Genomic DNA, 26280 nt, shown 5'->3' with positions numbered 1-26280 from the left:
TTTTCCCACTTAATTTAATAAAATATCTGACAAATATGACTTCCAATTGAATAATGTTTCATCTTCCCGGCTCTCGCCTTCGCCTTTAGCGAGAAACGGATCATCATTTATCCCGCAATTATCGCAGCAATTACTGGCTTTGGTAACCGGCTCCTCCCCAAAATAGCTAAGGATGGCCCTTCTTCTGCACTCCTGTGAATGAATCCAATTGGTGATGGCAGAAATTTTTGCGCGTTTTAATGTAATTCGGTTTTCTACAAAATGAGTTAATTCTTGAATTTGACTGTCTATTTTGGTTGTGACGGCCAAATCTAAAAATTCACGGACAATCCGCCATTGCGTATCAGTAAAGCCAACGATCATTTTCCATTCTTCGAGTCGAAATTCAGACATTTGCTCGTGCTTATCTTTAGTGAGAAGAGCGAAATATTCGATTTGCTCTTTTGCAGGGAGCTCGCCTTCAGATAGTTGAATCGCCAAAACCTCATCACCAGGGGTATAGAGCAAAATGGCAATACTATCATGACCATCTCTTCCGGCACGTCCAATTTCTTGTAAATAAGACTCCATTTGCATTGGCAAATGATAATGGATAATATAGCGGATATTTTCTTTGTTGACCCCCATCCCAAATGCACTCGTTGCACAAATGACATCCAGTTGTCCATTGATAAACTGTTGTTGGATTAAGATCCGCTGCTCAATTTCTAATCCGCCATGGTAAGCCATGACTTTAGTTAAGCCATTTTCACGTAAAAAAGCGGCGGTTTGTTCAGCCATTTTTTTACTAGAAAAATAAACAATTCCTGGACCTTGTAATTGCTGCACTAATTCATAAACCCGATCCTGCTTTTGTGTATGATCCGACATTTTCTCTATTTTGATGGAAATATTCGGCCGGTCAACTGAGTAGATAATTTCCTGACAACTGCTAAGCCCCAAGGATGTTTTGATATCATCCCTTACTTCCTTAGTAGCTGTCGCGGTTAATGCCAAAGTAATTGGATTATTGAGCTTCTGACGAATGGCCCCCAATTTTAAGTAGTCAGGACGAAAATCATAGCCCCATTGTGAAATACAGTGGGCTTCATCAATCACAAAAAGTGAGATGAATTGTTGCCCCAGTGCCTTAACTACACTATCCACACCAAGCATTTCCGGAGAAATAAAAATAAACTTGTATTTATTTAAGTTTAATAAAGCGTTTTTTTTCTGTTGGGGATTTAAGAAGGAATTAATCGCAATAACCTTTTTTTCTCCCTTCATCTTCATTTGCTCCACCTGATCTTGCATTAATGATAATAAAGGTGAAACAATCAGTACTTGTCCCTTTAATAAATAACCCGGAAATTGGTAGCATAAAGATTTCCCGGTTCCAGTAGGAAGCATGGCTAAAGTGTGATGTCCGGCAAGAACTGAGGAGATGACTTCTTCCTGACCCGCTCTGAACTTTTCATAATGAAAGTATTTTTTTAGAATTGAGGTTAGTTCCATTTTGAATCACCAAACTTTGCCATAACAAGCCTTATCTCAAAATATTCAACATCTTCAGCATGCTGGCGAATATGTTTTAATTGTTTAGACTCCGCCTTCACGGCCGCAGCTAATATCCTGTTTTGCTTTTCTGGTGCAACAATGTTATTAATATCAAACGATTTATCAAAAAGGGCTATTTCTACTAGATGGTCTTCGATTGTACTTCGCTTAAGCTTCCTGATCACGGCAATCTCATCGATCGTGAACCCTTTTTGTAACAAGGTATAGGTTTTACTAGTTGATAGCGTAAAAGAATAAGGTTGGTTTAAATCAGCAATGATTGACGATAATAGCGGAAATTCAATCGGATTATGAAGAATTGTGTCAAGGGTAAAATGCAGAAAATTTATAAACAAAAGTTGATAATACATATGTTCCTGCTTAAAAAAGTTAGCTGCCTGTTGGCTGGTTAGACCAATTCTATCATAACCCGTTAACCGAATAACGAGTAAAGCCGGTTCCAACGAAGGTTCAGTATCAAAGCAACTGACGATTTCCTGATATAAAGACTTAGCTAAATCTTCCCGATCTTTGGAGGATTGCTGCAAAAATCTCTTCAGCCACTGTTGTATATCTGTTTTCCGCTGAACAGGAATATATTCAGCCCTCTGATGAACCAGGTTTGAACAAACTTGGATAAGAAGGGATAGTCTTTCCCAAAAAACGACGGTCTTTGCATTGTAATGCCAGCCATTAAGGTAATTTGGCAACGGAAACTCGTTTAACTGTTTCGTTAGTTCACTTTGACCCTTGCTTGTTAAAATATAATGCTGATCAGAAATTTCCATTACTAGATTTGTTTGCTTACACCGGACAATACTCTCCTCAAACTCTTCTCTCATAATAGCTGGAAAGGTTTGAAATAGTTTTGCCAATTGAAATAAATGAGCATCTTGAATCGTTTGTGAGGATTTCTTGCCTTTAAGCAAATGAAAGATTGAATAAATACTTCTTTCGCCATGGATTTGTGATATACAATAAAGAATGATTGTTTCAAGATACGTTAAGACCATCTTTTCTCCTTTTCTGTTCTAAATAAGGGAAAAAATATAGTGTTAATATTCCAAGAAAATTATTATCGGGTGATTTCAATATATATATTTTAACATGAATAATAACGCTTTGTTACAGCAATTTATTAAAGACAATAGGTACAGAATAAGGATTCTTATTTATTTTCCTATTGAAAAGTTGTGCTTACAGTTTTAAAATAGAGTAGGGAACGCTTTCCATTACTGTTAATGGAATAAATTTTAATAATTGTTGACCTATTGGGAGGGTTTTTTCATGGCAAAATACACTATTGTTGACAAAGAAACTTGTATTGCTTGTGGAGCATGTGGAGCTGCTGCACCAGATATTTATGATTACGATGATGAAGGGATCGCATTTGTTACCCTTGATGACAACCAAGGTATCGTTGAAATTCCTGAAGTCCTAATCGACGACATGATGGATGCTTTCGAAGGCTGCCCAACTGATTCTATTAAAGTTGCTGACGAAGCATTCGATGGTGACGCTACTAAGTTTGAATAAACATAGTTTATACTGCACAGAAAAACCTCTTCGCATTAAGAAGAGGTTTTTCTTTGTAATGGCACCTGGAACAAAACAAGAGAATTTTATGTTTTTTTAAGATAAAATTCTCGTTAAAACGAAACAGGACAATAAAAGACTTTATTACTGTACAGCATTCATCTTTTAAAGATGTGAATGATTTTAAATTGACATCCTATTATTATTTTAGTAAAATAATCAGAAAATTATTCCTAAAATTGTTCCTATAAACTATGGAAGGTAGATGAATATAATGTACCAAATATTAGTAGCAGATGCCATTAGCGAAGTGGGGTTACAGCCCCTATTAGATATGGCCGAAGCCAATATCATTCAGAAAAAAGTTACCGACCCAGATGTCCAATTAGCACAAATTGATGCTTTATTAGTGCGAAGTGCCACGAAGGTAACCGAAGACCTAATGGATAAAATGCCAAACTTAAAAATCGTTGGACGCGCTGGTGTAGGTGTCGACAATATTGATGTTCAAGCTGCTACTAGAAGAGGGATTATGGTTATTAATGCCCCTGACGGGAACACCATTTCTACTGCCGAACATACTTTTGCAATGATGGCTTCTCTTATGAGAAAGATTCCACAAGCCTATGAGTCCATAAAGAAATTAGAGTGGAGACGAAATGATTTCGTTGGGACTGAATTATACGGAAAAACGCTTGGGATTGTTGGTATGGGCAGAATCGGCTCTGAGATCGCTAAACGGGCAAGAGTCTTTGGTATGTCTGTAAACGTATTTGATCCATTCCTGACAAAAGAACGGGCCAACCAGCTAGGAGTTGCCAGCTGCACATTAGATGAAGTATTAGAAAGCGCTGATATCATTACAGTACATACTCCACTTACACCAGAAACAAGAGGTTTACTAAATGAAAAAACTCTTGCTAAAACTAAAAAAGGTGTGTATCTCCTCAACTGTGCGAGAGGTGGGATTATCGACGAGCAAGCATTGGAAGTGTATCTAGGAAACGGTCATGTTGCTGGGGCGGCATTAGACGTATTCGTAACAGAACCGCCAGGAGAACATCCATTGTTTAAATTTAATAATGTGATTTATACGCCACACTTAGGGGCATCCACAAAAGAGGCACAGCTTAATGTAGCAATCCAAGTTGCAAAAGAGGTTCGTTTATTCTTAGAAGATAAACCTGTGGCAAATGCTATTAATCTACCATCTATGTCAAAGGATATTTTCCAAAAAATACAACCATTCCATACCCTTTGTAAACAACTTGGTTCGACTATTTCTCAATGTGTCAAAGAAGGTGTAAATGAAATCTCCGTCACCTATGCAGGTACCGTTAATGATTTAGAGATTTCCTATTTAACAAAAGCGATCTTATCCGGATTCTTTACAAACCGAGTTGATGTGGCAGTGAATGAAATCAATGCCCTCCTCGTTGCGAAAGAACGCGGAATTACCATCGGTGAAAAACTAGGAACAAATACCTTTGGATATGGAAACACCATTTCCGTTACAGTAAAAGGCGATGTTCAAGACTTTACTGTAAGAGGAACCTATATTGACCATTATGGTCCAAGAATTGTCAATCTAAATGGCTTTAATATCGATTTCCTTCCAGAAGGTGATTTATTAATCATTAAGCATATGGACCGTCCTGGCGTAATTGGCCGTGTAGGTAAAATTTTGGGTGATCACGAAATTAATATTGCCACCATGCAGGTAGGCCGTAAAGAAGCGGGTGGAGAAGCCATTATGGTTCTATCATCCGATAAACCACTAACAGATGACCTCGTTGCAAACCTAGCTGAAAGTGGAGATATTGTCACCGTTAGACGAATTCATCTATAAAACAGATCGCATTCGACGTTTCAATTTGAAAGCCCAGTTACTTCACAAGAGTAACTGGGCTTTTTGGTAATCTTCACCGATTGTATGTTTCGTTAAAACAGTCCATCAATAGGCGGCCAACTATCGAATTGATGTTGTTTTTTACTGAACAATCAGGACTTGCTTTGGAACAATAATATCTGAGGAAAGGTGATTAATTTGCTTAATGTTTTCAACGGATGTACTTGTCTTACGAGAAATGGAGGTAAGTGTGTCGCCTGGTTGAACAACATAATGATGGTTCGCACGCCCAGATACCTCAAGTACCTTGTTCACATTCGCGGCAACAGATTTTCCAACTGAAACCTCCCCTAATGCAAGGATAGGATCAATTGCATTGTGCTTATCAAATGTCCATTCTTGCTTGTGAATTTCAAAGTGTAAATGGACACCTGAAGAGTCTCCAGTATTCCCCATACTGCCAATAATCGCGCCTTGTTTTACTTGCACTCCTTCAGCGACATTGCGCGACTTTAAATGGGCATAAACCGTTTCAAAGCTATTTTGGTGTTTTATAAATACAACATTTCCATACGTTTCAGAAAAGTATGATTTACTTACTACGCCATCATCAACTGCAAAAATAGGAGTTCCTGCTTCCGCAGCAATATCTATTCCTTTATGTACGCCTCTTCTTGTCCCATATAAATCTGTAATAACACCGTTTGAAGGCCAAATCCAATCATCCGTTTGCTCGTTAATATTGACAGTGTCCGCTTTTGCTACCTTTTCACCGAGAAATAATAGGCCGATAGAGAGCGCCAAAACAACCGCTTTCAAAAGCCGTTTTATTTGATCTCGCATTATGTTCCTCCTTATTAATATTCCCCGTTTAGCTTTGAGTACTGTATTTAAACAAAATCACCTTGTTATTATTTGGTGGATTTTCTCTTTTTTATTCATTCATATTCATATTTATCCTAGAAAAAAATAAAGAGACTAACCCGGAAAGTTAGTCTCTTTCACTTTATTGAATTTCTTTTTTATTGGCGGCTAACGGTACATTAATTGGTGTATTGAGCTGAAACGGGCCGATTTGCTTTGTTTCATCGTGTTTGAACTCTACTGTAGAAAAATCAAATGATTTAGCTGCTAGTAAAATGGCTTCCACCCCATAGATCATTTCCGGTGTTTCAGGAATTTCAGCTTGATTTTCAAAATAAATAACTGCGGTTTTTTTATCGGTGACGATATGATCAATGTTTAGCCCTTCTGGTATCGCTGAGGTTAAACCTAAAGTCGGTTCGGATATTCTCATTGCATCAAGCGCTGCTTCAAAGGAAGGAACCGTCTCCTGAGTAGGGACAAACAGCGGCTCTTGATAATTGCCGGTATACATTAGTAAATATGGATGGCGGTCCTTTCGAACAGCTAGTAGATCTATTTGTGTTAATTCACTATTTCCTAAGTTGATTCCCGGGTTATTTGAAGTAGAAAGGGTGATCTTATGAATTTCATTTTGGCCTCGAAATGTCATCGCAAGTGATCTCTCAAACATCGTTTGGCTAGCTGATCCCAGACCGTATTGGTGATCACTCGGAACATCAAAATTGATTGTTTTTTCCTGACGATGATACGTCCACGTACCATTTAAAGGAAAATAATCAGTTAACCCCCAATTTTCTTCCGTTAATATAGGCATGATTTCATTAAAATAATCAAACCAGCTTTTTGAAGCCTGTTTATTGACGAGAACACTTACTGGTACGACATTCAAAGCGCTTTTATCAGGTATCCCAAAAGTAAGAAGCTCTTTACCGGCTAAATCCTCTTCATAAACGGCCGTCTTATTGATTGCAATTAGAGCTTCCATTTGGTTGCTATTACTATCCTGAGTCATTTTTAAACTTGTAGATTCCCTTTTCTCAGCCTTATCCATTGATTTAGATTCCTGAATCGAATCATGGTTGACGCGATTATCAACATCAAAGAAGCTCGGAATAAGAATGATCATAAGAATGATAGCTGCCAGGCTTGAAAAGCCGGGTATAATCCAGCTAGTTCGTTTTTTCTTTTTTACATTGTTAGATATAAGCTGATAAAGATCATCGGGATTACGGTTGTCGTTTACCTTTGGCATTTGTTTAAGCAGTTCTTCGAGATGCTCTTCCTTCCAATCTGCTTTACTCACGAACGAATCCCTCCTTTTCGGCCATCTCTTCCATCTGTTTTTTTAACGCCTTTAAAGCACGATGCTGTGTCGTTTTCACTTTACTTTCCGTCCAGTTTAACACAGTCGCTGTTTCAGCAATGGTGAGGTCCTGCAGGTAGCGCATGACAAGGACCATTCTTTGATCAAGTGTACATTGATCAAGTGCTCGATACATGATTTGCAGTTCCTCCCTTTGCATTGCAATCTCTTCTGGCAAAGGATATTCATCTTTCACCTGCTGAGTTGACCAATCGAAGGTACCGAACATCTTCTGTCTCCAGCCTTTTTGCTTGCGAAAATGATCAATCGCAACATTTCGTGCAATAGAAAACAGCCATGTTTTTTCACTGCTCTTCCCTTCAAATCGCTGGTATGATTTTAATACTCTTATATAAACCTCTTGGACTAGGTCTTCGGCCTGTTCACGGTTTTTTACCATATAGAATAAAAATTGAAACACATGCTGGTGATACTTTGTATATAAGTCTAAGAAAACGGAGTCCATAAAATGGTTTCCCCTCCCCGTTCATTTAATTAGTCGTCAACCAGAAAAAAAAGTTTCACTTTTAATTATAAGGCTTGTTCACGAAAAGAGAACTAACCTTTTAATCGAATTTTTTCGTAAAAAAAACCTATCCAAATCGGATAGGTTTTTAATTAGCAGGTATTGTTTCCCGTGTATCAAGAACAATCGGCACAAAACCTCATTTTACTCAATATTTCGTGGCAGAAAAACAGAAAATGTCGTACCATAACCTTGTTTACTTTGAACAGAAATATGCCCTTTATGAGCATTAATAATATTCTTTGCAATAGCCAAACCTAATCCTGTTCCAGAAATTCCTCTTGTTCTTGCTTTATCAGCCTTATAAAAGCGTTCAAAAACAAATGGTATGTCTTCATCAGGAATTCCTGAACCTGTATCACAAACCTCGATAAAGCAACCACGCTCATCACTTTTCTCTATTACAGTAACAGAACCACCACTTGGGGTGTGACGAATGGCATTGTCAATTAAATTAGTTAAGACCTGTTCAATCCTGTCCGGATCAAAATAAAAAACTTCTTCGTCGTTTTTCATTTCGACTGTTAAGGTTATGTCTTTATCTTTGGCAAGGCCTTGGAATTTTCTTGTAATTCTATGAATATACGGCTTAAATTCTATTTTTTCAACTGTTAATTGAATATGGCCCGCTTCCATCCTCGCAAGATCTAATAGTTCATTAACAAGTCGACCCATTCTTAACGATTCATCGTAAATGACTTTTGCTAATTCCTTTTTCTCTTCATTTGATTCGGCAATATCATCTACAATCGCTTCACTATACCCTTGCATCATCGAAATTGGGGTTCGGAGTTCATGAGAGACGTTAGCAATAAAGTCTTGACGCAGCTTATCCAGTCTTCTTTCCTCTGTCATATCCCGAATGACCGCAACGGCTCCACGGATGAATTTGTTATTATAGAGTGGGCTGACGATAATAACCCAAGATCTTCCCTGTACAGAGACTTCACCAATTTGTTCTTTTTCAGTATTAACAGCTAATTGGAACAATTCCATTACTTCAGAAGGAACTGCTTCAATATTTGAATTTGTTTCATTTTGATCAAAATACCAATTTTGCAAGAAAATTTCTGCTGGCGGATTCGTAATGAGGATCGTACCATCACGATTAAAAGTGATAACCCCATCAGCCATGCTACTCAAAATACTCGCAAGCTGCTCTTTCTCCTGACTAAGGGCATTCATGTTAAATTTTAATTGGCGGCCCATCTGATTGAAGGCAGTTGCCAGCTCACCAATTTCATCATGTGATAAAATCGGAACTTTAGTATCAAACTTGCCTCTTGCTACCTCAAATGCAGCCTCCCGCATTTTCCTTAGCGGAGCCGTAATCCGGGTCGATAAAAAGAATGCGAATATAGTGGTTAAAATAATGGCAACTCCAGCTGCCAATAATATGAACTTAGTGGTCGTCTGGGTCGTCTCCTGCATAACCTTTAACGGCTGATAAATGAAGACAGCTGCGTTGTCACCCGTTTGACTGATAAATGGGACGCCGATCACTAATACCTGTGACGCCGTCTCATCGTTTATTTTTTCCAAAGATGAAATTTGTTTGCGAACCGTTTCTTTTTGAAATACCTTTGAAAAATTTTCATCCTTCATTAAAAAAGAAACTTGAATCTGCTCAGACTGGTCCGTGTTTGGCGAATAATAATAATGTTTAGGATCAAAAATCACCAAGGCACTAGAGTTCTTGTCCACTAATTCCATGGCTATATCTAAGCCTAATTCCTGATCAATCTCATCATGATTCTCTAATATTCTTGCCATTTGAATTGCTGTGTTTTCCAATCCGTTTCTAGTTTGTTCAATATGATAGTTATCAAAGAACTCAAGCAACATAATGGTAAGAATAAACAATACAAATGAAACGAGGAAAAGAACGGTAAACCAAAGCTTACCTACAACACTTCGCCAGAACATCATTCATTGATAACCTCAAACTTGTAGCCGACTCCCCATACCGTCACAATCATTCTTGCTGCTTGTTCCGATACTTTATTTAGTTTTTCACGCAGCCTTTTAACATGGGTATCTACTGTACGAAGATCACCAAAGAACTCATAGTGCCATACTTCCTTAAGCAATTGTTCTCGGTCAAACACTTTATCCGGAGATTTTGCAAGGAAATAAAGTAATTCATATTCCTTTGGAGTTAGGCTAACTTCCTTCCCATCAGCAGTTACACGATGGGCATCGTTATCAATGGTTAAATGTGGGAAAACAATGACATCTTTTGTTGTTGTTTCGGTTTGTAAGTAACTAGTTTGTGAAGAACGACGTAATAATGCCTTTACACGCAGTACCACTTCACGAGGGCTAAACGGTTTTACGATATAATCGTCTGTTCCAACCTCAAATCCTTGAACTCTGTTAACTTCCTCACCTTTTGCAGTCAACATAATAACGGGAGTAGATTTCTTCTCCCGGAGATCACGGCAGACTTCTATTCCGTCTTTACCTGGCATCATTAAATCAAGAAGGATGACATCGTAGTCATTAGCAATTGCTTTGGCTAAGGCTTCATTTCCATCCTCAGCCTCATCGATTATGTATTCTTCGCGCTCAAGATACATTTTTAATAAGCGGCGAATTCTTTCTTCATCATCTACTACTAAAATTTTAACGTCTTTGTCCATGTATTTATGCCCCCTCGCAGATATTTTACAGAATAGGTGTTAAATTTACTGTGAACTTTCTAACATTATTGTGAACACAATAATTTTCAGAATATTAAGCAAGTAAGGTTTCCTTGACTAGTTAAAATATATTTATTATTGTTTGTCAATCTAATAAATATTAAACAGGGGTCAAACCCTATACCACAATATCTAAAAAATGTTTCACATGAGATGCTTGATATTGCAAATAATAGGATTTAACCCCTAATGAATCTAATCTTAAAAATCTAGTTTATGCATATGAGTGTAGACCAGCAATGACCAAATTAACAGCTACAAGGTTAAACATGATGATAACAAATCCAATTACAGCGAGCCATGCTGACTTCTCACCATGCCAGCCTTTTGACAAGCGCAGATGTAAAAACGCCGCATAAAACAGCCATGTAATCAATGCCCATACTTCCTTCGGGTCCCAGCCCCAAAATCTAGTCCAAGCAACTTGAGCCCAGATCATTGCAAAAATCAATGCCCCTAAAGTGAACACAGGAAAACCGATTAAGACTGATCTGTATCCTATTTCATCGACTAAATCTAAATTAATATTCTTTACTAATGGTTGCAATGAAGCAGCAATTCTTTTTCTTAACAACAAGCGAACAGCTCCATATAATAGAAGCCCGGCTCCAAGCGACCAAATAACCGTATTTAATTTTTTTGCATTGATGATTGCAGGCATTTCGATAATTGGTTCAAATGCCCCTTTTGTTAACAGCTTGCCCTCATGCGGACCAGTTACCGCAGGAATCGTATAAATGAGTTCTGATTCGTTCCCACCTTTGTCGATCCAAGTAAATTTTGATTCATAGTCCATCATCGAAAAAGTAGTAGAAACTAGTACGAAACCTAAAGTCGTAATTAAACCAAACAAAACAAGTTCAAGCCAAAAAGTCCTTTTGCTTGATTTAGATTGATCAACTACCTTAACTAAGTAGATTAACCCAGCTGCAAAGCTAATCGCCAGGATCGCCTCACCCAATGCAGCGGTAGTAACGTGAATATGCAGCCAATTACTTTGTAGCGAAGGTATAAGCGGCGTTATTTCTCTTGGGAACATGCTTGCATACGCAATAACCAATACCGCAACCGGTAATGTAAATAGTCCCAATAACGGTGTTTTATAAATAAAATAAATAGCAATAAACGCGCCTACTAAAGCCATACCAAAGAATGTGGTATATTCATACAAATTGCTGACAGGAGCATGTCCAGCAGCAACCCATCTTAAAATAAAATATCCTAATTGGGCAATAAAGCCTATGATAGATATCACAATTCCTATTTTTGCCCAGGAATTTGGCTTATTCGAATCATTTGTCCCCTTTTTTTCTTTAATAGCTCCACCAAAAAACAGAGTGGCGACCAAATAAAGAATAAACGCAATAAAAAGCAAGTTTGCACTTAAATTGACCACTCATCTTTCCCCCTTATTTGTTTTTCCCCATCCTTAATTGTCCTTGACTTTTTCTGATTGATCCCCTGGTTCCTTTATACCTGTATCCTTAAATATAAGTTGAAGTTCACGTTTTAAACCGTACCAGTTTTTATTCGTATGTGATGCAACCCATATTTGATCATTGACTTGTTGGATCCAAATTCGGCGATGGTTCCAGTATGCCCCTTGAATAACACCAATCATAAAAATAATTCCACCTAAAATGATTGCCCAAATGGTTAAATCTTTTCGAACCGTTAAAGCAGACACATTCTTCGTTTCGATCCCATTAAACGCCATTTTATATTCATTATCTCCAAATGGTTCAATGGTCTGACGGATTGCTACAAAACTTGTTTCCCCTTTTGGTTTATCAGGAGTAATCATATTAAATACGAATGCTGGATTATTTGGAATTCGGGATTTTGTTGTGGGATCCCCGTTTTCCCCAAATTCGAAGTCTGGGAAGTAGCTTAATAGTTCTACTTTGTATCCATTCCCAAGATCATATTGTTCTTTAGGATTATATAAATCTATTTTTAAATCCCCAAACTCTTCATTTGTTGCTTTTTTCGTAAGCTTAAATGACATTTTATTCATTTCATTCAATTTATAATCAACTTGATATAAAGCAAACCCTTCAAACTTTAAAGGATGATTCACACGAATCTTGTAATCTTTTACTTTTTCAAGCTGAGCTTCTTCACCTGCTACGGAATTGCCTTGTTTTTTATAGAGCGTGACTGTGGATTGATAATTTTTTGCCATCATTCCTTTTTTGTCGATTGCCTCTTCAAAAACCTTTTTATCTTTTCCCTTTTCATACGTCTCCAGAAGGAATTGATTATTTTTTAAATAATACTCCCCATTCGTTTCGGGAATCACTTTCGTTTCCCCTTCACGTACCCAGAGAACTTTATCGATATACATACCGGGAACAAATCTCAGCATTCCGCCAATCAAGAAAATAATTAAGCCAATATGGTTGATATATGGACCCCATCTTGAAAAACGTCCCTTTTCTGCAAGAATATTACCATTTTCTTCACGGATATGGTATCGCTTTAGACTTAGATTTTCTTTTACCTTATCCAGCGCACTGTCTTGAGATGACGTCTCGCTTGTACCAAAAAGGCGCTGCCGTTTTAAAAACCCTTCATGACGGGTAACACGTTGTCCCTTTAATGCTCGATATAAGGGTACCACTCTATCGAGACTGCAAATGACTAATGAAACACCAATGGAAGCAATTAATATTAAATACCACCAAGAGCTGTACAAGTTATGAAAACCTAGCTTGTAAAACCATTCTCCCAGTACGCCATACTGGTCTTTATAATACTCATCCGCCGGCATAACAGGCGGAATATACATTTCCTGCGGGAAAATAGTCCCAATACCAGATGCAATTAACGTGATGACAATTAACCAAACTCCCACTTTAACCGATGAAAAGAAATTCCAAACTTTATCAATAATGGTTTTGTTATAAGTTTGTGAACGTCGAGCGCTTCCTTCATAGCGCATATCAACTAATTTCTCATTATTGTCTTCTTCCACAAGTACTTTCCCACATGCTTCACATAGTATGGTACCGTGAGGATTGACATGACCACATTCACACTTTACTTCGTTCATGAAAAAATCTCCCCGTTTTTTATGGTTTAATCTGCTCCATAAATTCCTTTACCATCGCTTCAGTTAGCTCCCCTGTATGCGTTTTTACAACATTTCCATCCTTATCAATCAAGAATGTTATCGGTAATGGATTTACTCCATAGGCATGCATGACTTCACTGTCCTTATCAATCACAATCGGAAAGTCAAGCTGATACCGTTCAGCAAATTTTTTCACTGCAAGGTCTGATTCTCCAACATTTACGGCCAGGACTTGAACTCCCTGATCCTTAAATTGCTGATATTGGTGATTTATGTAGGGCATTTCTTTTTCACAAGGTTTACACCATGTTCCCCAGAAATTTAAGAACACACCTTGTCCTTTATAATCGGAAAGCTTGTGTTTCTCTCCATTTAAATCAACCAAAGCAAAATCAGGCGCTTTTTTTCCAATCTCAACGGTTTGTTTATCATCTTTTGTAAAATTGGCATAAAGTGTGTAGGCAATCGCTGCTCCCAAGATAAGCAAAATGAATGTTCTAATCATCAACCGCTGCTTTTTCATCTGTACTTCCCCCCTTAGTACTAATTAAAAGCAATTTTTCCCAATAAATTATAGCACTTAACAACATCGCTACATTGTTAACTAACGGCCAAAATGTGACAAATTTACGAACTTTTACTAGTTGCCATCGTTCTGATTTGCTTCACTTCATGTGGTGTTAGTTCGCGAATATCCCCTGCAGATAATCCTGCTAAGGTGATTAAGCCATACCTCTCTCTTTTTAATTTCATGACAGGGTGGCCGATAGCCTCAAACATTCTTCTAACTTGTCGATTTCTTCCTTCATGAATCGAAATTTCAATAATCGCTGTTTGTTTCCGTTTATCCAAGGAAATCATTTTAACTTTTGCTGGGGCTGTTTTTCCATCTTCCAGCACTACCCCTTTTTGCAACAGTTTAAGTTTTTCCTTTGATGGAATTCCTTTTGTTTTTACAACATAAACTTTTTCGATTTCATTGCTTGGATGCATGAGTAAGTTTGCAAACTCCCCATCGTTAGTCAGAAGGAGTAAGCCCGATGTGTCGTAATCCAGTCTTCCTACCGGATATACTCTTTGCTTAATGTCCGGCAAGTAGTCCGTTACTACCTTCCTCCCTTTTTCATCCTTTACACTCGAGATAACACCTCTTGGTTTATAAAAAAGATAGTAAACAGGCTCCTCTCGTTCAACCGGGATCCCTTCTACCTCGACCTTATCATTTGGAGAAACTTTTACGCCGAGCTCTTTAACTACTTTTCCATTTACCGTTACTTTTCCATCTAAGATTAGCTGTTCAGCCTTTCTTCTTGAAGCAAAACCTGCATGAGCAATTACCTTTTGCAAGCGTTCCATTAAATGCCTCCTCAATTTCGATTATCGAAAGCATAGAATTATCGATTCTATTCTTAAGAATTATGACATAAGTTCGTCAAATTTCAAAGTAAGCAAGCTTTATTATGTAGAAGAAAATGAAAAAAATGTTTAATGGTGTCGAATAAATAAGGGGTGATGACCTTGCGGGGAGATGATCATTCCTTCCTGGAGCACTAAGGCGAGAAGCAAAAAAAATAACCCAGTTTGTTTAAACGGGTTCCGTTGCCTATGGTGGCGGACATCAGTTCCGTTATTTTCACAAAAAGGGTTGTTTTGATAAGCTAAGCGGACACCAGGTTCCTTATCTGATGATAACTTGGCATTATTCAGTGGTTTTTATCTAAATAAGGTCTCCTGTGTCCGCTTAAGTCTAGAAAAAGGGTTATTTCATTAAAATAAGGGCCTCTATGTCCGCTCAAAAATTGATTACGAACAAATTTTTTGACTAGGGCTAGTTCATCCCATAAACAAAAGCAACAACTGCAATAGCGACAACAATGCCGACAATATCAGCAATTAACCCCACCTTGAGCGCATCACCCATTTTTTTTATTCCAACTGCTCCAAAGTAAACAGTTAATACATAAAAAGTGGTATCCGTGCTTCCTTGGAGTACGGAAGCCAATCTTCCCGTAAACGAGTCAGGCCCATACGTTGCAATTAAATCACTGGTCATACCTAGGGCTGCCGTCCCTGAAATCGGTCTGATGAGCGCTAACGGAATAATTTCAGATGGAATACCAATCGCTTTAACCCACGGACCGACCATTTTCATTAAGAAATCAAGTGCTCCCGAAGCTCGAAATACCGTTATCGCCACCAGCATTCCCACTAAATAAGGAATGATCGAAACAGCGATTTTTATCCCTTCTTTTCCACCTTCAACAAAGCTTTCATAAGTAGGAATTTGTTTTATTGTTCCATAGATTAAGATGCCCCCGATTAAGACAGGAATCAACCAAAGTGAAATCAGAGAAATAAGTTCCATATTATTCTCTTCCTTTTCGGCTTCTTCGATAGTGGAAATATCGATCAATCATGATTGCCGCTATTGCGGAAAAAACTGTTGTAATTAACGTCGGACCAACTATGTCTGTCGGGGAATCAGAGTGATAATTCATTCTGATCGCGATAACAGTTGTAGGAATGATCGTTATACTCGCTGTATTGATCGCTAAAAACGTGATCATCGAGCGGCTGGCATTATTTTTATCTCCATTTAATTTTTTTAACTGCTCCATTGCCTTGATTCCTAACGGGGTAGCCGCATTCCCCAGTCCAAACATGTTGGCCATCATGTTGGATAAAATATACCCCATGGCTGGATGATTTGGTGGTACTTCCGGAAATAGTCGGACGACAATCGGACGAAATAATGATGATAATTTTTTTAGCAACCCTGAATCTTCCGCAATCCGCATCATTCCCAACCAGAAAACAAGGATACTGATTAAACCAATACATAATGTAACAGCTTCTTTTGCACCATTAAAGATGGCTTCGTTTACCTCTTTAATGGTTCCATTAATAAGGGCAAAAACAATTCCAATCACCGTCATTCCGACCCAAATATAGTTAACCATCTATCTTTACACCAGCAACTGACGTAAAGACGCTTTTGAAATAATCAAAAGTGGAATAATCCTTTTTTTGTTTATGCCGATAGTAAATTGGCATCTGCTTAATTTTCTTATCATCAAAATAGATGATCGCATGTCCAACAACCTTCGGGATATTTTCTTCGTTCTTCCATTCCTTTTTCGGCTTCAACATTTTATATTGGATTTTAATTTGATTCTCTTCTGGTGAAGTAAGCGGATATTCAAACGAATTTTTTAAATATAGATTTTTTTTATAAAAAGAATTCTTTACCGCTGATACAGTACCTGAGCTTAGTATTTCGGCAATATCATATTGTTCGAAAGCATTTTCATACATGGATATATGATCATTCCAATCATCTCCGGCATTAAGCGTGACCGCGATAAGATTCATATCCCCCTTTGTGGCAGTAGTAACCAATGTTCTTTTTGCCAATTTGGTATAGCCTGTCTTTCCTCCAGTACAGTATTTATATTTTTCGGTGAGCAAACGATTTTTGTTCTTCCATACCCGATCCCAGCTTTCGTTAGGATTGTCAGATCGATATATTTCCGTACCCGAAATTTTTTGATATGTACTGTTCATCATTGCATACTTCGTTAAAATCGCCATATCGTAAGCAGTTGAATAATGTGACTTTGAATCATCGAGCCCATGTGGATTGGCGAAATGGGTTTTGCTCATGCCAATTTCCTCCGCCTTCTGGTTCATTAAAAAAACAAAACCTTCTAAGCTCCCGCCAACATGTTCAGCAATGGCTACTGCTGCGTCATTTCCTGACCTAAGCATTAATCCATATACTAAATCTTCAAGTTTAATTTTCTCTCCCGGCTTTAAATAGATGGAGGACCCCTCTGCTCTAACCGCACGATTGCTTACAGTTACCATTTCATTTAGCTTTCCGGATTCTATCGCTAAGATAGCGGTCATTATTTTGGTAATACTCGCTATTCTGCTCACCTCAAAGGCATTTTTTTGGTATAGGATACGGCCTGAATTTTGCTCAATTAATACAGCACTCCTTGCACTAACGGAAACAGAAGCTTCAGCACGTGTCGGGATATTTATAACAACTATTGAAAGTAGAAAGAAAAAGAGGATAAACTGACAAAACTTTTTCATTTTGGAAACCTCGTCTCCTTTTAGAGTTTGTACAAGTTTATGCAAGTACAAAGCCAATATGACAACTAACCTGGTAAATTAAAGATTAAAAAATGCACACATATATGTGTGCAGATTAGTAGTTTTTAATTAAAAAGGTCTCCATTTTAACTGACTTGCCTCTTCAAATCGCTTTTCAACGTCTTTCCAGTTGACGATCGACCACCAATTATTAATATAGTCCGCGCGTTTATTTTTATATTGAAGATAGTATGCATGTTCCCAAACATCTAAGACTAGCAAAGGGACAGTATCCCACTGTGTTAGGTTATTATGTTTCTCAGATTGCAGGATCTCTAAATGACGTGATCTTGGCGACCAAACTAGGAGTGCCCATCCACCACCTTCGACTTCTTTTGCAGCTTCTGTAAAATGTTTTTTAAACGCTTCGAAGCTGCCAAAATAGGATTCTATCGTGGATAATAATTTACCAGTTGGCTTGCCGCCACCCTTTGGTTTCATATTATTCCAAAAAATAGTATGAAGATAATGACCCGACCCATGAAAGGACAATTCCCTTGACCAATGCTTAACTAAGGCGAAATCATGAGATTCACGAGCTTTTTTTAGCATTTTTTCAGCTTTATTCAGTCCTTCTACATAAGACCTGTGGTGCTTATCATGATGAAGTTCCATTATTTCCTTAGAAATAATCGGTTCAAGAGCATCATAAGAATAGGGCAATGGTGGTAAGGAATGTCCACCAGCCGGAATAACGGGTTCTTTCATCCAAACAGAACCTAATTGCTGTCTTTCAGAGAAATACCTTTCCATTTCTTCATATAAAGTTTCAACTTGAGACTGAATTTCGGTTAACTGCTGCTGTGTAGGAGATGCTGATACCGTTTCTAATATATTTGTAAATTGATCAAGCCGGTCCCAAATTTCTTCCTCTTTTTCAACCTGTTCAGATTCTAGAAATTGAACTAATTGTTTATTCCAGCCTGCAACATCCTTTACGTAATTTTCAAACTTTGTCATCCTCTTTCCTCCCATTCCCTTTCTATCGTATCTATCGTATGAAGGATGACTGAAATGATGACAAAAATTACACTTCCATTTCGCTAAGAAATACGAAAAAAGGTGACCACTTTGGCCACCTGTTTGTTCTTATTTTGATTGCATTATTTTTGTAAGGTAATCAGTTTCGTAATATTGCAGTTCTTCCCTGACTCTTTGGAATTCACCTTCAAGGCCTGCGATTAGCTTTTTCAAATTATCCGGAGCATCGTGACGAAGCTTGATTGAATTTTTTCCCGTGTAAGCTGAACGGCTATCTTCAAACCAAACATCACTTTTAGGTGAAAAGAACTCTTCTATACATTGATGATAAATCCGGTAAAGAGTCTTTTCGGCTGCTGCTTTAGGAAAAGTTTCCGTCTGCAAGATGACTTTACATGAATCCAAGCTCTCTTCACAATAAACAAGCAATTTTCTAATATTCCCTAACAAAAGCTTATAATAGTCCTGATTACCAGGTTTTTTTTCTAATAAACCGGAAAGGGTGTTTTCATTTAAAAATTCTTCTAGCTCAGCGCTAGTTTTCGCAAGAAAATATTTTACATCTTCTATTTGAGCTTTTGCAATCGTATTTCCCATATCCTTATCCCCCTTTTAGAGCTGTTTTTTCTACTTAGATTGAACATTATATTCCAACGGAGATTGTAATTCATACCCTTGTTTTTCTTCTAAAGCATGAAAAATCTCAGGTAACTTTTCAAAATCAATCCCTTGAAAATAAGAAGTCAGCTCTTCTATAGTATTTATGTAAATCCGCTTTCGATTACGAAACTCAGGATTTCTAATTAAACAAACAAGTGCAACAATATCCTTGAAGGTTATACCTTTGCTGCCTATTTGAAAAATGGGATTTTCTTTATATGGGGTAAAATCACTGAATTGTTCATCAAAAAATCGAACATATAAAACATGCAGTGTTTTTTCCTCTCCATTTTCAATATACACCACTTCACTTCGATTAAAAAAATCTTCTGAAGTGTTTGGCTTTTCTTTTTCCAGTTCATAGCCTTTGCATATTTTTACAAGCAAAACTGCTCCCTCCTCCACACAAGTGCGCAACCCATTATGGTTCAGCTATCGTTTATGAAAAAAATTAACATATTCATAAAATTACAACTTTATTTTACCATAATCAAATCGAAAATGTGTCAGAAAAGTTACGAATCAATGGCTTCTTGAAATTTTTCAAAAAACAAATCCGCTTCTTCTTGGATAAATTCTTCTTCCACCTTTTCATGGAGGGGTGGAAGCTCCTCAATATTTCTTAAACCAAAATAGTCCAGAAACTCCTTTGTCGTTCCATAAAGAATGGCACGTCCTGGACCATCGGCTCTCCCTATTTCTTTTATCAGCGCTTTCGCTTGTAACGTTTGCAGCGGACGTTCAGTCTTTACTCCGCGAATCTCTTCAATTTCAATACGGGTAATAGGCTGCTTATATGCGACAATCGCTAAAGTTTCTAACGCAGCTTGTGAAAGGTGACTATTACCAGGTGATTCCACCAGTTTTTTCAAATAATCCGCATTGTTCTTCTTAGTAGCTAACTGAAACGTGCCAGCAAGCTGAACAATCGAAATACCCCTTCTTTCATTCTGGTTATACTCTTGTTTCATTTCTTCGATTAAATTCGATACTTTTGACTCGGTTATTTCAAGTACTTCAGCTAATTGCTTAATGGTCAACCCTTCGTCTCCCGCTGCAAATAAAAGACTTTCAATAATCCCTGTTAATTTATTATTATCCAATTCAATTCACTCCTTCGCAGGCAGAGACAAAGATATCGGCAAAGTTTTGTTCTTGCTCAACATTAATTTCTTTTCGTTTCATTAGCTCTAATATAGCCAAAAAAGTCACGACAATATGCCCCCTGTCCGGATATGGGAATAAGTCAAAAAAGTTTTTTCGGCCTTTAATGTTTTTCAATTCTATAATAATTTCATTCATTCTTGTTTGAATAGGGATCTCCTGTTTGGTTATTTTGGTCGGTAAAGGTTTTTGTAATTTTTTTCTTCTCAACAGCTTTTGAAAAGCACCCAGCATATCATACAATGATACATTAAGATCTTTCGTCTCCTGGCGAACGGTGGTTAGATCTGATAAGTCACTTGGTGCTTTTGTATAAATAAGGCTTCGTTGTTCCTCTAACGTTTTTAAATCCTGAGCGGCTTCTTTGTATTTACGATATTCGATTAATCTTTCAACTAATTCGTCCCGAGGGTCATCCTCGTATTCCAGTTCAAGGTCTTCATCCAGTATCTCTTCCTCATATTTAGGCAACAGCATTTTGCTTTTTATAGCAAGTAAGGTTGCAGCCATTACTAAATATTCACTAGCCACATCTAATTGGAGCTCTTTCATTGCATGTATATACAGAAGGTATTGTTCGGTTATTTCTGATACTGGAATATCATAAATATCTATTTCTAATCGATTAATTAGATGTAGCAGTAGATCAAGCGGGCCCTCGAAGGCATCAATTTTAACATTATATTGCATGTTATCACCGTAATTCTCTCATTACTTATTCAAAAACACTATTTCTAGTATAGAGGATAAAAGTAGGTTATCCAATAGAATTTTCAAGGTGTAAAATTTTCTTAACAAAAATAATGACAATCGCCCAAACCTCTTTTCTTTTGTCACATATGATGAAATTGTAATCAGTATAAAAAGCTTGGAGGAGGAATTATTATGTCAGATGGATTTCGCCACGGCGGAGGATTTGCGTTAATTGTTGTTCTGTTTATTTTATTAATCATTGTTGGTGCTTCCTGGTTTTAATTAATAGGCTCCGTTTAAAATACTCGTTGATTTCCGCTCCAATCAACAAAAAATTCATTCTTAATGGCACCATTTTATAAAATACACCAGCCCAGCTCTCTGCTGGGTTTTATACTTTATATTATGTTAAAATGTTATTAACTTTTTTGTAGGGAGAAGAATATGATGTATCCAAGTGCCTACATTCAATTTTTAGTTCACTTTCATAGCGATCGCGATTATTTTGAATGTCATGAGATTTTAGAGGAATATTGGAAAGAAACAGCCAACCAAGATAAGCACTCTATTTGGGTTGGGTTTATTTTGCTAGCCGTATCAAATTATCATTATCGAAGAGGAAATCTATCCGGTGCAGCACGAACCCTTTCAAAATCATTAGCCATCTTTCAAGGACAAGAACAGACAGCACATCAACTTGGGATAAATTTAACAAGTTTAATACCATTTTTAGAAGAGCGCCTCATACATATTAAATCAGGGTTCCCTTACTCTAGCTTTAATCTGCCAATTTCCGATCCTGGCTTATTAAGAGAATGTCAGCAGCTTACCTTTGCAAAAGGGCTTAAATGGGGTGTGGATAGCAACCTAGACAATAAAGAGCTTATTCATCGCCATGCGCTTAGAGACCGCAGTGATGTTATTCAAGAAAGATCCGTGGCCATGGCAAGAAAAAACGATAAAAAAGGCAGGGAATAGTTATCCCCTGCCTTCTGTATTTCCACATTGTAAACATTTATCTATAAATGGTGCAGTTAACTCATTCGGTTTAAAGCCTTTACCAGGAAACATTTCCTTTAAGGCCATAACCATTTCTTTTCCTACCCCATGGTGTCGATGTGAAGGATTCACAGAAATATGCTGAATTTCCAAACAATCTACTTCAATAATGACCCCGATCAAACCAATAATATCCTCTTCTTTCCAGAGGAAAAGCTGCCAGTTTTCATCCGTCTCATACTGTTTCATCGTTTGCTGTAACTTTTTCAAATCCTTTTCAGTTGGCATAAATGATAATAAGCCCATTGCAATTTTCTCAAAAGTTTTTTTATAACGAATTAACATATTGTATCCCTCATTAATTAAATAAACATGTCCAGACCAAAATCTCAAAACGGCTAACATGTAATCCATTTTCTTTTACCTTGACATTATATGTAATCAAGTTTGATTGTTGCAAACTAACATCATTGTTATCATCATACAAAATTCATTGATTTTGTTCAATGATAATTTCATAACCATATTCTACACTAAAAAAGCATCTATTTCCATTAATCCCCAAACAGAGGAGGGAATCCGTTTATTTTTGGAAGTGATACGGAACAGTTGCTACAACAACCTTTCTTTTATATAACAAAAAGGCACGAATTAATATACTTGATTGATTATGCAATATATTATGCCAGCTTTTTTTCGGTATAAATTGTGGAATTAATACCGTTACCCAATAGTTTGACTCGGCAGCCTTATGCTCTACTGTATCAATAAACTTCGTTAACGGTTGAATAATGCTTCGATAGTGCGAATGTAAGGTAACCAATCTGACATCCGGTTGCCAGCTTTTCCACTTCTGTTCAAATAGCTTTTCATCTTCACGATCAAAGGAAACATAAACCGCAATCACTTGATCAGTTAAGGATTTTGCATAGTTAATCGAGTTTTCAACTACCTGGGTGATCCCAGCTACTGGAACGATGATTACATTTCCTTCAATTAAAACAGCAGGTTCACCTGCTTTGAGCCGTAATTGTTCTCCAACTGATTCATAATGTCTGTTAATTCGGTGAAAACAGTACACAATGATAGGTAAGAACAGAAGAACGGACCACACCTGGGTAAACTTTGTGATAAAAAAGATCATCATAACAGTAAAACTAATCAAAGCACCCACGAAATTAATAATAAATTTATATCCCCAGCCCTTTGGTTTTTCCCGAAACCATTTCACAATCATCCCGGATTGCGACAATGTAAACGGAATAAAAACACCAACAGCATATAGAGGGATCAATTGTTCCGTTTCACCTTTAAAAGCAATAATGAGAATAATCGAAGCAACCCCAAGTGTTAATATTCCGTTTGAGTATCCTAAACGATCTCCACGCATAGTAAACATCCGAGGGATATACTTATCTTTCGCCAAATTATAAGCTAACAATGGGAAAGCAGAGTAACCAGTATTCGCCGCCAAGACAAGAATTAAAGCGGTTGTACCTTGAATGAAGTAATACATGACATTGCGGCCAAATGTTTGATTCGCGATTTGTGATACTACCGTTTCCGTTGGAGATGGCTTAATCCCGTAATAATAAGCTAAAAAAGTAATACCAGAAAACAAAATTGCAAGTAAAGAACCCATTAATATTAATGTTTTCGCTGCATTATTGGGTGCAGGATCTTTAAAGTTCGGGATTGCGTTAGAAATGGCCTCAACGCCTGTCAAGGCTGAACATCCAGAGGCAAAAGCCCGTAACAATAAAAATAAGGTAATTCCAGCAACAGGAGTCCCGAGAGTTGGGTGTAATTCCGGCGATACCTGCCCGGTCAAAATTTTGAATCCGCCAACTCCAATTAGAACGAATAGGGCAATGACAAAAAGATAAACCGGATAAGCAAGAATGGAAGCAGATTCTGTTACGCCTCTTAAATTTAACAATGTAATGAAAATAACAAGAATAATAGCAATCAATATCGTATGATCATGTAATTTAGGAAATGCAGACGTAATCGCATCTGTTCCGGCAGAAACACTTACCGCAACAGTCAGTATATAATCTACAAGCAATGAACCGCCTGCAATCAGGCCAGCGTTCACTCCCAGGTTTTCCTTCGAAACGACATAAGCTCCTCCACCATGCGGATAAGAAAAAATAATTTGGCGATACGATAAAATAAGTGCCGTTAATAGAAATAAAACTCCTACTGCAATAGGTAAGGAGTACCAAAAGGCCACAGTACTCACCGTAACCAATACTAATAAAATTTGCTCTGTTCCGTATGCTACCGATGAAAGTGCATCCGAAGAAAGAATAGCTAATGCTTTTAACTTGTTAAGCTTTTGCTCACCAAGCGCGGCTGATTTTAACGGACGGCCAATTAAAAACCTTTTTACCGCTGACAACATGACTCCAACACCACCAACATAAAAATTAAAACCTTTTTCCCTTAAATAGAATCATCGAATAAACAAAAAAAGTCCACAGAGCATGAAACATCCCTCTGTGGACATATTTAAACAATGTCACATCAGTTGTCATCTTCCTCTCCCATAACGCTTACGAGGTTAGCTGTCGGATTCGGACCATAGAATAGCCCTAACTTAGTAGAAGAGCAGAAGCGCCATGCGCCACAGCTGAGCGTACATAAGTATTCACCCCAAGCGAGCAAAGTAGCCCGCAAATTGGTTTCCCCGTTCCAATTGGATTAAGCGATTTAGAAATATGAAACTGATGATAATAATACTCCCGTACTCTATAGTTTGTAAAGAGTATTTTTTTCTCAGATTTTTACTTTAGAATTTAATGGTAAATCAAGTCTTACAAGGTCCTGATAGGATTCTCTTTTAACTACAAGAGTTGCTTCCCCATTTTCTACAAAAACAACTGGCGGTCGTGGAATTCGATTATAGTTATTGGACATTGAATAACCATAAGCCCCCGTACAAAAGACAGCTAATAGATCATTGTCACAAGCTTTTGGCAATGGAAGATCCCAAATAAGCATATCCCCGGACTCACAGCATTTTCCGGCAATTGACACAGTCTCTTCAATTGCAGCTAATGGACGGTTAGCTAAAACAGCTTCGTATTTAGCTTGATAAAGGGCTGGACGAATATTATCAGTCATTCCTCCATCAACAGCTAAATAATTTCGTACATTTGGAACCTCTTTGCGTGAACCCACTTTATATAGGGTAGTCCCCGCATCTCCTACTAATGATCTTCCTGGCTCTATCCATATTTCTGGCATCTGCATATTATTTTGTTGTGCCAGCTTCTTAACCTCTGAAATGATTTCCTCAACATATTGATGTGCTTGTAACGGCTCGTCCTCATCGGTGTAACGGATTCCAAAGCCTCCACCTAAATTTAATACCTTTGAATGAAACTGGTGGGAGTTCTGCCATTGTGACAATTTCTCAAACAACTTTTGGGCCGCTAAAATAAAACCTGTCGTTTCAAATATCTGTGAGCCAATATGGCAATGGACACCCAAAACATCAAACCATTCCGATTTTAATGCTTCAAGCAATGCTTTTTCCGCTTGCCCGTTTTGTAAATCAAAGCCAAATTTTGAATCTTCCTGGCCTGTTAAAATATAATCGTGGGTGTGTGCCTCAATACCTGGAGTAACCCTTAATAAGATACTTGTCTTTACTTTTTTGCTCTCACAAATTTGTGCCAGCAGCTCTAGTTCATAAAAATTATCCACTACGATACAACCGATTTGGGCATCAATAGCCATTGCTAACTCTTCAACACTTTTGTTATTTCCGTGAAAGTGGATTTTTTCAGCTGGAAATTCAGCTTGTAGAGCAGTATATAACTCTCCACCTGACACGACATCAAGGGATAGCCCTTCTTCGTTAGCCAATTGCACCATTGCAACTGTTGAAAAGGCCTTGCTTGCATAAGCAACTTGAGCAGGTACATTAAGAAGATCAAACGTTTTCTTAAACCCTCGAGCTCGTTCGCGGATTAACGCTACATCATACACATAGAGCGGGGTCCCGAAGTGTTCCGCCAAGTCTACTGTATCTAAGCCGCCTATTTCTAAGTGACCCCTATTATTAATTTTAGTTGTTCCGTGAAAATACATCGTTTTCCCCTCCGAAAATGCATTTCAAATATATAAGTAAATAGACAGTTTCTGCGAGAGATACTG

At 37.6% G+C, this 26280-nt stretch carries 26 protein-coding genes and 1 riboswitch; of the genes, 4 read left to right on the top strand and 22 right to left on the bottom strand.

The window, feature by feature from the left end; genetic code table 11:
- Positions 1–9 precede the first annotated feature (9 nt).
- On the bottom strand, positions 10–1494 hold the full coding sequence (locus tag ACI48O_RS05220) for a RecQ family ATP-dependent DNA helicase (RefSeq protein ID WP_435560673.1): 1485 nt from the start codon (positions 1492–1494) through the stop codon (positions 10–12).
- Complete coding sequence (locus tag ACI48O_RS05215) at positions 1485–2549, bottom strand: YpbB family protein (protein WP_435560672.1); 1065 nt, start codon at positions 2547–2549, stop codon at positions 1485–1487. Before ACI48O_RS05215 ends, ACI48O_RS05220 begins: the two co-directional genes overlap by 10 nt.
- A gap of 274 nt (positions 2550–2823) precedes the next feature.
- Between ACI48O_RS05215 and ACI48O_RS05210 the strand changes: the two genes are divergently transcribed.
- Together ACI48O_RS05210 and serA are read left to right on the top strand one after the other, a co-directional pair.
- Positions 2824–3072, top strand: coding sequence for a ferredoxin (locus tag ACI48O_RS05210; protein WP_318508539.1), 249 nt, complete (start codon positions 2824–2826; stop codon positions 3070–3072).
- A gap of 274 nt (positions 3073–3346) precedes the next feature.
- Positions 3347–4921: a phosphoglycerate dehydrogenase gene (serA, locus tag ACI48O_RS05205; protein ID WP_435560671.1), complete on the top strand. Its 1575-nt coding sequence runs from the start codon at positions 3347–3349 to the stop codon at positions 4919–4921.
- A gap of 141 nt (positions 4922–5062) precedes the next feature.
- Here serA and ACI48O_RS05200 read toward each other — a convergent pair whose 3' ends face one another.
- The 17 genes from ACI48O_RS05200 to ACI48O_RS05120 all read right to left on the bottom strand — a co-directional run bounded on the left by ACI48O_RS05200 (position 5063) and on the right by ACI48O_RS05120 (position 21111).
- On the bottom strand, positions 5063–5764 hold the full coding sequence (locus ACI48O_RS05200; protein WP_435560670.1) for a peptidoglycan DD-metalloendopeptidase family protein: 702 nt from the start codon (positions 5762–5764) through the stop codon (positions 5063–5065).
- Between the two features lie 163 nt (positions 5765–5927).
- Complete coding sequence (locus tag ACI48O_RS05195) at positions 5928–7091, bottom strand: negative regulator of sigma-X activity (protein ID WP_435560669.1); 1164 nt, start codon at positions 7089–7091, stop codon at positions 5928–5930.
- Positions 7084–7617, bottom strand: coding sequence for an RNA polymerase sigma factor SigX (gene sigX, locus ACI48O_RS05190; protein WP_435560668.1), 534 nt, complete (start codon positions 7615–7617; stop codon positions 7084–7086). The genes ACI48O_RS05195 and sigX overlap by 8 nt, the downstream gene beginning before the upstream one ends.
- Positions 7618–7821: 204 nt before the next feature.
- Positions 7822–9606, bottom strand: coding sequence for an ATP-binding protein (locus ACI48O_RS05185; protein ID WP_435560667.1), 1785 nt, complete (start codon positions 9604–9606; stop codon positions 7822–7824).
- Entirely contained in the window at positions 9603–10319 is a 717-nt protein-coding gene (locus ACI48O_RS05180) for a response regulator (RefSeq protein WP_435560666.1), read from the bottom strand. The genes ACI48O_RS05185 and ACI48O_RS05180 overlap by 4 nt, the downstream gene beginning before the upstream one ends.
- A 274-nt stretch (positions 10320–10593) precedes the next feature.
- Positions 10594–11775 (bottom strand): c-type cytochrome biogenesis protein CcsB, encoded by a 1182-nt coding sequence (ccsB, locus tag ACI48O_RS05175; RefSeq protein WP_435560665.1) that lies wholly within the window; start codon positions 11773–11775, stop codon positions 10594–10596.
- Between the two features lie 33 nt (positions 11776–11808).
- On the bottom strand, positions 11809–13434 hold the full coding sequence (gene resB / locus ACI48O_RS05170) for a cytochrome c biogenesis protein ResB (protein WP_435560664.1): 1626 nt from the start codon (positions 13432–13434) through the stop codon (positions 11809–11811).
- 19 nt (positions 13435–13453) lie between these two features.
- The gene (gene resA, locus ACI48O_RS05165) at positions 13454–13978 is read right to left on the bottom strand and encodes a thiol-disulfide oxidoreductase ResA (protein WP_435560663.1); all 525 of its coding nucleotides are present in this window, start codon (positions 13976–13978) and stop codon (positions 13454–13456) included.
- A 104-nt stretch (positions 13979–14082) separates the two neighbouring features.
- Positions 14083–14811 (bottom strand): pseudouridine synthase, encoded by a 729-nt coding sequence (locus ACI48O_RS05160; RefSeq protein WP_435560662.1) that lies wholly within the window; start codon positions 14809–14811, stop codon positions 14083–14085.
- Between the two features lie 472 nt (positions 14812–15283).
- Positions 15284–15820, bottom strand: a complete 537-nt coding sequence (locus ACI48O_RS05155) for a spore maturation protein (protein ID WP_435560661.1) — start codon at positions 15818–15820, stop codon at positions 15284–15286.
- A 1-nt stretch (position 15821) separates the two neighbouring features.
- Positions 15822–16415 carry a nucleoside recognition domain-containing protein gene (locus tag ACI48O_RS05150; RefSeq protein WP_435560660.1) on the bottom strand — a complete coding sequence of 198 codons (594 nt, stop codon included), beginning with the start codon at positions 16413–16415 and terminating at the stop codon, positions 15822–15824.
- Positions 16408–17556 carry a D-alanyl-D-alanine carboxypeptidase family protein gene (locus ACI48O_RS05145; protein ID WP_435560659.1) on the bottom strand — a complete coding sequence of 383 codons (1149 nt, stop codon included), beginning with the start codon at positions 17554–17556 and terminating at the stop codon, positions 16408–16410. The genes ACI48O_RS05150 and ACI48O_RS05145 overlap by 8 nt, the downstream gene beginning before the upstream one ends.
- Before the next feature lie 129 nt (positions 17557–17685).
- Complete coding sequence (locus tag ACI48O_RS05140) at positions 17686–18576, bottom strand: superoxide dismutase (RefSeq protein ID WP_435560658.1); 891 nt, start codon at positions 18574–18576, stop codon at positions 17686–17688.
- A 129-nt stretch (positions 18577–18705) separates the two neighbouring features.
- Positions 18706–19194: a YpuI family protein gene (locus ACI48O_RS05135; protein ID WP_435560657.1), complete on the bottom strand. Its 489-nt coding sequence runs from the start codon at positions 19192–19194 to the stop codon at positions 18706–18708.
- Positions 19195–19224: 30 nt separating this feature from the next.
- Positions 19225–19644: a hypothetical protein gene (locus ACI48O_RS05130; RefSeq protein WP_435560656.1), complete on the bottom strand. Its 420-nt coding sequence runs from the start codon at positions 19642–19644 to the stop codon at positions 19225–19227.
- Positions 19645–19772: 128 nt separating this feature from the next.
- Positions 19773–20366, bottom strand: a complete 594-nt coding sequence (gene scpB, locus ACI48O_RS05125; RefSeq protein WP_435560739.1) for an SMC-Scp complex subunit ScpB — start codon at positions 20364–20366, stop codon at positions 19773–19775.
- Positions 20362–21111: a segregation/condensation protein A gene (locus tag ACI48O_RS05120; RefSeq protein WP_435560655.1), complete on the bottom strand. Its 750-nt coding sequence runs from the start codon at positions 21109–21111 to the stop codon at positions 20362–20364. Before ACI48O_RS05120 ends, scpB begins: the two co-directional genes overlap by 5 nt.
- 195 nt (positions 21112–21306) lie before the next feature.
- On the opposite strand from ACI48O_RS05120, the gene ACI48O_RS05115 reads away from it, so the two are divergent.
- Complete coding sequence (locus ACI48O_RS05115) at positions 21307–21396, top strand: YjcZ family sporulation protein (RefSeq protein WP_435560654.1); 90 nt, start codon at positions 21307–21309, stop codon at positions 21394–21396.
- Positions 21397–21558: 162 nt separating this feature from the next.
- On the top strand, positions 21559–22092 hold the full coding sequence (locus tag ACI48O_RS05110; RefSeq protein WP_435560653.1) for a DUF309 domain-containing protein: 534 nt from the start codon (positions 21559–21561) through the stop codon (positions 22090–22092).
- Here ACI48O_RS05110 and ACI48O_RS05105 read toward each other — a convergent pair whose 3' ends face one another.
- The 3 genes from ACI48O_RS05105 to lysA form a co-directional block, all read right to left on the bottom strand.
- Positions 22093–22458, bottom strand: coding sequence for a GNAT family N-acetyltransferase (locus tag ACI48O_RS05105; RefSeq protein ID WP_435560652.1), 366 nt, complete (start codon positions 22456–22458; stop codon positions 22093–22095). It abuts the gene before it with no gap.
- A 238-nt stretch (positions 22459–22696) separates the two neighbouring features.
- A complete protein-coding gene (locus ACI48O_RS05100) occupies positions 22697–24520 on the bottom strand; it encodes an APC family permease (protein ID WP_435560651.1) in 1824 nt (607 codons plus the stop codon).
- Positions 24521–24652: 132 nt separating this feature from the next.
- A riboswitch (cyclic di-AMP (ydaO/yuaA leader) is annotated at positions 24653–24836 on the bottom strand.
- A gap of 58 nt (positions 24837–24894) precedes the next feature.
- Entirely contained in the window at positions 24895–26214 is a 1320-nt protein-coding gene (lysA, locus tag ACI48O_RS05095; protein ID WP_435560650.1) for a diaminopimelate decarboxylase, read from the bottom strand.
- Positions 26215–26280: the final 66 nt, after the last annotated feature.

This window comes from Neobacillus terrisolis (genome assembly GCF_051233475.1).
Taxonomy (GTDB): Bacteria; Bacillota; Bacilli; order Bacillales; family Cytobacillaceae; genus Bacillus_BU.
Note: the sequence above shows the minus strand (reverse complement) of the source record. Positions and strands in the feature narration are given on the sequence as shown.